The organism is Neptunomonas sp., from assembly GCF_041601355.1.
GTDB lineage: Bacteria > Pseudomonadota > Gammaproteobacteria > Pseudomonadales > Balneatricaceae > Neptunomonas.
The window spans coordinates 1-6834 of the sequence record NZ_JBFIIH010000168.1; the positions used below are offsets into that span (position 1 = coordinate 1).

5 protein-coding genes are annotated in these 6834 nt (G+C 46.5%); 4 read left to right on the top strand and 1 reads right to left on the bottom strand.

Translation table 11 applies throughout. The features are described 5' to 3' along the window. Positions 1–4: 4 nt before the first annotated feature. Positions 5–1822, bottom strand: a complete 1818-nt coding sequence (gene typA, locus ABY436_RS18065) for a translational GTPase TypA (protein WP_372740328.1) — start codon at positions 1820–1822, stop codon at positions 5–7. Between the two features lie 371 nt (positions 1823–2193). Between typA and glnA the strand changes: the two genes are divergently transcribed. The 4 genes from glnA to trmL form a co-directional block, all read left to right on the top strand. Continuing rightward, positions 2194–3600 carry a glutamate--ammonia ligase gene (gene glnA / locus ABY436_RS18070; protein ID WP_372740329.1) on the top strand — a complete coding sequence of 469 codons (1407 nt, stop codon included), beginning with the start codon at positions 2194–2196 and terminating at the stop codon, positions 3598–3600. Between the two features lie 246 nt (positions 3601–3846). Next, positions 3847–4929 (top strand): nitrogen regulation protein NR(II), encoded by a 1083-nt coding sequence (gene glnL, locus ABY436_RS18075; protein WP_372740330.1) that lies wholly within the window; start codon positions 3847–3849, stop codon positions 4927–4929. Continuing rightward, entirely contained in the window at positions 4913–6337 is a 1425-nt protein-coding gene (gene glnG / locus ABY436_RS18080; protein ID WP_372740331.1) for a nitrogen regulation protein NR(I), read from the top strand. The genes glnL and glnG overlap by 17 nt, the downstream gene beginning before the upstream one ends. Positions 6338–6390: 53 nt before the next feature. Next, a partial coding sequence (gene trmL / locus ABY436_RS18085; protein WP_372740332.1) for a tRNA (uridine(34)/cytosine(34)/5-carboxymethylaminomethyluridine(34)-2'-O)-methyltransferase TrmL occupies positions 6391–6834 on the top strand: 444 nt, incomplete at its 3' end.

Here is a 6834-nt window from a genome sequence, read left to right on the forward strand (position 1 = left end):
CGGTTTATTTGCCGCTACGAGAATGGCGTTTACGCTCATTTTCTGTAAGGAATTTTTTGCGTAAGCGAATATGGTTAGGTGTTACTTCAACCAATTCGTCATCTTCAATAAAGTCCAGCGCTTGCTCAAGAGTGAAGCGGATAGGTGGCGTCAGCTGAATATTCTCATCGGTACCCGATGCACGTACGTTGGTCAGCTGCTTACCTTTGATAGGGTTAACGGCTAAGTCGTTTGTACGTGAATGAATGCCAAGAATCATACCTTCGTACACTTCAACGTTTGGTGCAATACAAAGACGTCCGCGTGCTTGTAAGTTCCAGAGTGAGTAACCCAGCGCTTTACCGGTCACCATGGTAACTAATACACCATTGCTGCGGGAAGCCACTTCGCCTGTTTTTACCGGGCCGTAGTGATCAAAGATAGAGGTCATGATACCCGTGCCGGATGTCATTGTGAGAAATTGGCTGCGGAAACCAATCAGGCCGCGTGATGGAATGAGGAAAGACAGGCGAATACGCCCTGTGCCATCCACTTCCATATTAGTCATATCGCCACCACGCTTGCCGACTTCTTCGATAATGCTACCCTGATGATCTTCTTCGACGTCAATCATGACTATTTCAAAAGGCTCATGGATTACACCATCAACTTCTTTCTTAACAACTTCCGGACGGGATACACCCAGCTCAAAGCCTTCGCGACGCATGGTTTCAATCAATACTGATAAATGCAGCTCTCCGCGACCAGAGACGCGGAATTTTTCCGGTGAATCGCCTTCGGCAACACGTAGAGCAACGTTATGAATCAGTTCGCGATCCAGACGTTCTTTAATGTTACGGCTAGTAACGAACTTACCATCTTTACCCGCAAATGGAGAGTCGTTTACCTGGAAGGTCATCGAAACGGTAGGTTCATCTACGGACAGCGGTGGTAGAGCTTCTACTTTTTCAGGATCACATAGGGTATCTGAAATGTTCAGCACCTCTATGCCGGTAACGCAAATAATGTCGCCTGCTCTGGCTTTATCAACGTCAACACGTTCAAGTCCAAGGTACCCCATGATCTTTTGAACGCGTCCGCTGCGGATTTTTCCGTCAGCGCCTATGATTTTGACTTGCTGGTTAAGTTTGACAGTACCGCGTTTGATGCGGCCGATGCCAATTACACCTACATAGCTATTATAATCCAGAGCGGAAATTTGCATCTGGAATGCACCGTCCAAATCAACTTCTGGTGGTGGTACATGTTTAACAATGGCTTCAAATAGAGGCGTCATATCTTCAGCCAGATTGTCATGTTCCAGACCTGCTATGCCGTTGATAGCTGAAGCAAAAATAATCGGGAAGTCTAGCTGTTCGTCAGTAGCGCCTAAAGAATCAAATAGGTCAAACACCAAATCGACAGCGCGATCCGGGTTAGCACCCGGGCGGTCAACTTTATTGATGACGACGATTGGGCGCAGGCCCTGGCTAAATGCTTTTTGCGTTACGAAACGTGTTTGTGGCATCGGGCCATCTACAGCATCAACGAGTAGACAAACACAGTCTACCATTGAAAGTACACGTTCAACTTCACCACCGAAATCGGCGTGCCCCGGGGTGTCAACAATGTTTATATGGTAGCCGTTCCACTCTATGGCTGTGTTTTTCGCCAGAATGGTTATGCCGCGCTCTTTCTCCTGGTCATTGGAGTCCATAATGCGCTCTGTGCTTTCATCACGGCGGGCTAGTGTGCCTGATTGCAGCAGCAGTTTGTCAACCAATGTAGTTTTGCCATGGTCAACGTGGGCAATGATAGCGATATTTCTCAGCTTCTCGATCACGTGGAAGTACCTGTAGAGATTTTCATAAAATTAGGGAAACATTATACACTCAATTTGAGAGAGTTGATCCTGATTAATAGTGTTCTTATGTGCCTTTTTTCTAGAAGAACTTTGCTTTATGTTGGGGTATGCTACTTGTAATCGAATAAAGCGGGTATGCAAATAGTTTGGTGCATTGTTTTGGTGCGGCTTCTGTTTGCATGATTCATTTTGGTGCGCTTTATTGATTGTTAAAGTGGCTAGCGCCCTAAAATCAAGCATTTATGTGCTGGCACGCTAGTTGCTGTTATAAGTGTTAAGCCGGCTTAGGCCGATATTTTCAGGACCGGATAGTAAACGCGTCTGGCAAATTATGATGTGGGGAGAGCCAAATGTCAGAGAAGACTCTGAAGTTAATCGAAGAAAATGATGTTAAGTGGGTTGATATGCGATTCACTGACACAAAAGGTAAAGAGCAGCACGTCACCATCCCTGTTCATCAGATGGGTGATGACTTCTTTGAAGAAGGCAAGATGTTTGATGGTTCTTCTATCGAAGGTTGGAAAGGAATAAATGAATCCGACATGATTCTTCAGCCAGATGATAGTGCGTCTGTATTGGATCCGTTTTCTGAAGAGTCTACTGTTATTGTGCGTTGTGACATCGTTGAGCCTGTAACGGGTCAGGGTTACGAGCGCGATCCACGTTCTGTTGCTCGTCGTGCTGAAGAATATCTGAAATCAACCGGTATTGCTGATACTGCAATGTTTGGTCCTGAGCCAGAATTTTTTGTATTTGATGAAGTGCATTTCCATAACGAAATGAGCGGTTGTGGTTACACGATCACTTCTGAAGAAGCTGCATGGTCTACCAATAATAAATATGAAGGCGGCAACTCGGGCCATCGTCCACGCGTAAAAGGCGGATACTTCCCAGTACCTCCTGTCGATTCTCTGCACGACTTGCGCGCTAATATGTGTAACGCAATGACGGCAATGGGTCTGGATGTTGAAGTTCATCACCATGAAGTAGCAACGGCTGGTCAGTGTGAGATCGGTGTTGGTGCTAATACGCTGGTAAACAAAGCGGATGAAGTTCAGATTCTTAAATACTGTGTGCATAATGTTGCTCACGCATACGGTAAAACAGCGACTTTCATGCCAAAACCAATCGTTGGTGATAACGGTTCTGGTATGCATGTTCATCAGTCATTGTCTAAAGATGGTGTGAATATCTTTGCTGGTGATGCTTATGCGGGTATGAGTGAAACAGCTTTGTTCTACATCGGTGGTATCATCAAGCATGCTAAAGCATTGAATGCGTTGACTAACCCGGGTACGAACTCGTATAAGCGCCTGGTGCCTCATTTTGAAGCGCCTGTAATGTTGGCTTATTCTGCCCGTAACCGTTCGGCTTCTATTCGTATTCCATACGTAACGACTGCTAAAGCACGTCGTATTGAAACGCGTTTCCCTGATCCAATTGCAAACCCGTACCTGTGTTTTGCAGCGCTGATGATGGCTGGTCTGGATGGTATTCAGAACAAAATCCATCCTGGTGATGCTGCAGATAAAGATCTGTATGACCTTCCTCCGGAAGAAGCTGCAGAGATTCCGCAGGTTTGTGGTTCTTTGGGTGAAGCGCTGGCCGAGCTGAATGCTGACCGTGAGTTCCTGACGCGCGGTAATGTATTTACTGATGATATGCTTGATGCATACATTGAAGTGAAACAGGCTGAAGTTGACAGAGTAAACCAGACGACTCATCCGGTTGAGTATGACCTGTACTACTCTTGCTAATTGAGCTTGTCTGAAAAGCCTCCTTCGGGAGGCTTTTTTGTGTCTGCTTTTTATGGCGAGGGCTTGATAATGCACTTGTTTGGTTTTGTGCGCTAAAATGGTGCGTGTCGTTGGTGCGTTAATAGTGTTTAGGGCGAAGAAAGCGGGAGAATATCTTAAGATAGCGTCCATCAGGGGAAGAAATCGGTATTTATGAGTTGGCGCTTATTTTGCATTCTTTTATTAAAGTATTAAGTGGTTGCGCGGATGTTCAGAAAACAAACACACAAACAGACTCTGGAAAACTTATCAATTAGCGTGATTCTGCTGGATGAGAAACTGCGTATTGATTATATGAATCCAGCAGCAGAAATGTTGCTTGAAGCAACAGCGAAAAGACTCAGCCAGTGTGGCGTTGAGAAATGGCTGACAAACGATCCGGATGAGTTAGCTGTATTAAAAGCCTCTATTACTTCTGGCCACCCCTACACCCGGAGGGAGGCTAAGTTGCTGACGATGAACGGGAATGAGTTGACGGTTGATTATAGTGTTAACCCTTTGCCATTAAATGATACGCCAATGTTGCTGATTGAAATTCAGGCAAGAGACCGCTTATTGCGTATTGAGCGTGAGGAGGAGTTGCTATCGCATCACGCGGCAACCCGTAATCTTGTCAGAGGTATGGCGCATGAGATTAAAAACCCTTTGGGAGGCATTCGCGGTGCTGCACAGCTTCTGGAGCGTGAGCTGGATGATGAGGCGCTGCATGAATATACGCATGTCATTATTGAAGAGGTTGACCGCTTACGCAATCTGGTAGATAGGTTATTAGGATCGCATAAATTACCAAAGCGGGAACAGGTCAATATTCATGGGGTTTTGGAGCGGGTGTGTGCTCTGGTGAATGCAGAGTGTTCTGGTCAGGTTGAGTTGAAAAAAGATTATGATCCGAGCATTCCTGAGTTTACAGGTGACTCAGAGCGGATAATTCAGGCAATATTGAATGTTGTCCGAAATGCGATGCAAGCGCTGCAGGAGAATGAAGTTCAATCTCCAAAGATCATTCTGCGTACCAGAGCTAAGCGTCAGATAACGGTTGGTTCCGAACGATACCGCTTGGTGTGCCGGCTGGATATTATCGATAACGGGCCAGGTATACCGTCTGATATTTTAAGTACAGTTTTTTATCCGATGATTAGTGGGCGGGCAGACGGATCTGGTTTGGGGTTATCAATCGCTCAATCTATTATTAATCAACATCATGGGCTGATTGAATGCAACAGTGAGCCTGGGTGTACACGTTTTTCTATCAATATCCCTTTGGAGTCAAGTAATGAAAATGTCCGGTAATGTGTGGATAGTAGACGATGACCGGTCTATCCGTTGGGTGCTTGAACGAGCCTTAAGCCAGGTCGGCATAGAGACCCGGGTTTTTGAAAAAGGGGATGATGTTTTAAAGCAGCTTGAGAAAACATCGCCTGATGCGGTAATCAGTGATATTCGTATGCCGGGAATCGATGGTTTGCAGTTGCTGGAGCGAATCCATATTACTCATCCGGATATCCCGATTATTATCATGACGGCGCATTCTGATTTGGATAGTGCTGTCGCTTCCTATCAGGGCGGTGCTTTTGAATACCTGCCTAAACCGTTTGATGTCGATGATGCTGTTGCTTTGGTTACCCGGGCAGTTGAGCATGCCTATGAACAGCGACAGGATAGTGCGGAACCTATTGCTGTTGATACAGCTGAAATTATTGGTGAAGCACCGGCAATGCAGGAAGTATTCAGAGCGATAGGGCGCTTATCGCAATCGAATATCACCGTATTGATCAATGGTAAATCGGGGACGGGTAAAGAACTGGTCGCACACGCATTGCATAAGCATAGTCCGCGTGCTGCTGCTTCGTTTATTCCATTGAATATGGCGGCAATACCGAAAGATTTGATTGAATCAGAGCTGTTCGGCCACGAAAAAGGAGCGTTTACAGGGGCGGCTTCGGTACGACATGGTCGGTTTGAACAGGCGGACGGAGGTACGCTGTTTCTGGATGAAATCGGAGATATGCCCGCAGAGACACAAACCCGTTTGTTGCGCGTTTTAGCCGATGGGGAGTTTTATCGGGTAGGAGGGCATATACCCGTTAAGGTTGATGTGCGGATTATCGCCGCGACTCATCAGGATCTTGAGGGGTTGGTTAAGTCAGGCGGCTTCAGGGAAGATTTGTTTCACCGACTGAATGTCATTCGTATTCATATACCTCAGTTGTTTGAGCGTCGGGAGGATATCCCGCGCTTAGCGCGTCATTTTTTGATACGTTCTGCCGAAGAGTTGAATGTTGAGCCAAAAGTACTTAAGCCCGAAACAGAAGCCTTTATGTGTGATCTGGCCTGGCCCGGTAATGTGCGCCAATTAGAGAATACCTGTCGTTGGTTGACTGTAATGGCTTCCGGGCGAGAGGTGTTAGTCTCTGATATGCCGCCAGAGTTGATGGCGAAACAGGGAGCTATCGAGGTGACAACCTCGAATTGGGAGCATTCGCTGCGCAATTGGGCGGATCAGCAGTTAAGTGCTGGCCGTCGGGGGATTATCGATACGGCTGTCCCGGCATTTGAAAAAATTATGATTGAAGCAGCCCTGAAGCATACGGCAGGCCGGCGCCGCGATGCAGCGGAATTGCTGGGTTGGGGGCGCAATACATTAACGCGTAAAATCAAAGATCTGCATTTAAGTTTTGATGGTGCGGATGATGAGTGATTTAAGTGCGCTAGGGCTATAATAGTGGCTGAAGTATTTTAACGGGAAGTGCTATGTTGCATGTTGTTTTATTTGAACCGGAAATACCGCCAAATACGGGGAATATCATCCGTTTGTGCGCGAATACTGGTTTTTATCTGCATTTGATTAAGCCATTAGGTTTCGAGCTGGACGATACCAGGCTACGTCGCGCCGGGCTTGATTATCATGAGTTTTCTGCGTTACGAGTACACGAGTCTTTACAAGACTGCTTGAATGAACTCGGTTCTCCTAAAGTGTGGGCGCTGACGACTAAAGGCACCCGCTTCCATAGTGATGTGCAATTTTCAGAAGGTGATGTTCTGCTGTTTGGCCCGGAAACCCGTGGTTTGCCGCAAGCCGTCAGAGAGGGTTTGCCGGCAGAGCAGTGCATTAAATTACCCATGCATGGAGACAGCCGAAGCCTGAATCTTTCCAATGCTTGCGCAATAGTTGTTTATGAAGCATGGCGTCAGCAA